This is a genomic window from Streptomyces sp. 7R007, from assembly GCF_054850255.1.
Genome location: NZ_JBTWMV010000147.1, coordinates 1 through 956 on the forward strand (window position 1 = coordinate 1; position 956 = coordinate 956).

General features: G+C 75.2%; 1 protein-coding gene. It reads left to right on the forward strand.

The genetic code is table 11. The features are described 5' to 3' along the window. The coding region (locus tag ACYF6T_RS44515) for a polyketide synthase dehydratase domain-containing protein (protein ID WP_461703699.1) at window positions 1-956 on the forward strand (956 nt) is incomplete at both ends.

The window sequence follows — 956 nt, forward strand, 5'->3', positions numbered from 1 at the left end:
CTCTCGGCGGAGAACACGGCCGTGCGGGTCGCGGACCTGGGGCTGGGCGCGACCGGTCACCCGGTGCTGGAAGCCTCCGTGCAACCGGCGGACGGCGACGGCCGCGTGCTGACCGGGCGCGTGTCGCAGCACAGGCTGTCCTGGCTGTCCGATCACGTGATCGGAGACTCGACGCTGGTCCCGGGAGCGGCCCAGCTGGAGTGGGCGCTGCGCGCAGCGGACGAGGTCGGCTGCGGCGGGGTGACGGAACTCGTGCTCCACGCACCGCTGACCGTACCCGCATCGGGTGGCCTGGACGTCCAGGTCATCGTGGGCGCCGCGGACCACGACGGCCACCGGGAGGTGGGCGTGCACTCGCGTGCCGACCACGACGGCACGTGGGTCTGCCACGCCACGGGCGTACTCGCACCCGAGCCGACGGCCGGCGCCGGTCCGGACCGTGGCCCGTGGCCGCCGTCCGGGGCCGAGCCGGTCGACACCGCCGGCTTCTACGGGGACACCGCCGATGCCGGCTACGGTTACGGCCCCGCCTTCCAGGGAGTCCGGGCGGTCTGGCGGCACGGCGCGGACGTGCTCGCCGAACTCGAGCTGCCCGACGCGGTGACGGACCGCGACGGCTTCGGCATCCACCCCGCGCTGCTCGACGCGGCGCTCCATCCGCTGCTGCTGATGGGCCGGTTCAGTGCCGGGAAGGTCTGGCTGCCGTTCTCCTGGAGTGGCGTCACGCTGCACGCCACGGGCGCCGCGTCGGCCCGCGTCCGCCTGTCACCGCTGGGCGAGGGGCTGGACGACGGCGTCCAGGTCACCGTCACCGACCCGACCGGCGCCCCGGTGCTCGACGTGGCCTCGGTCGTCCTTCGCGAAGCGGACCGGCGCCGACTCGGCGCTGCGCGTGCGCGCGGGGCCGGTGATGTGTACGGCGTCGAGTGGGTGCCTGCTGAGGAGGCGGCCGGTGG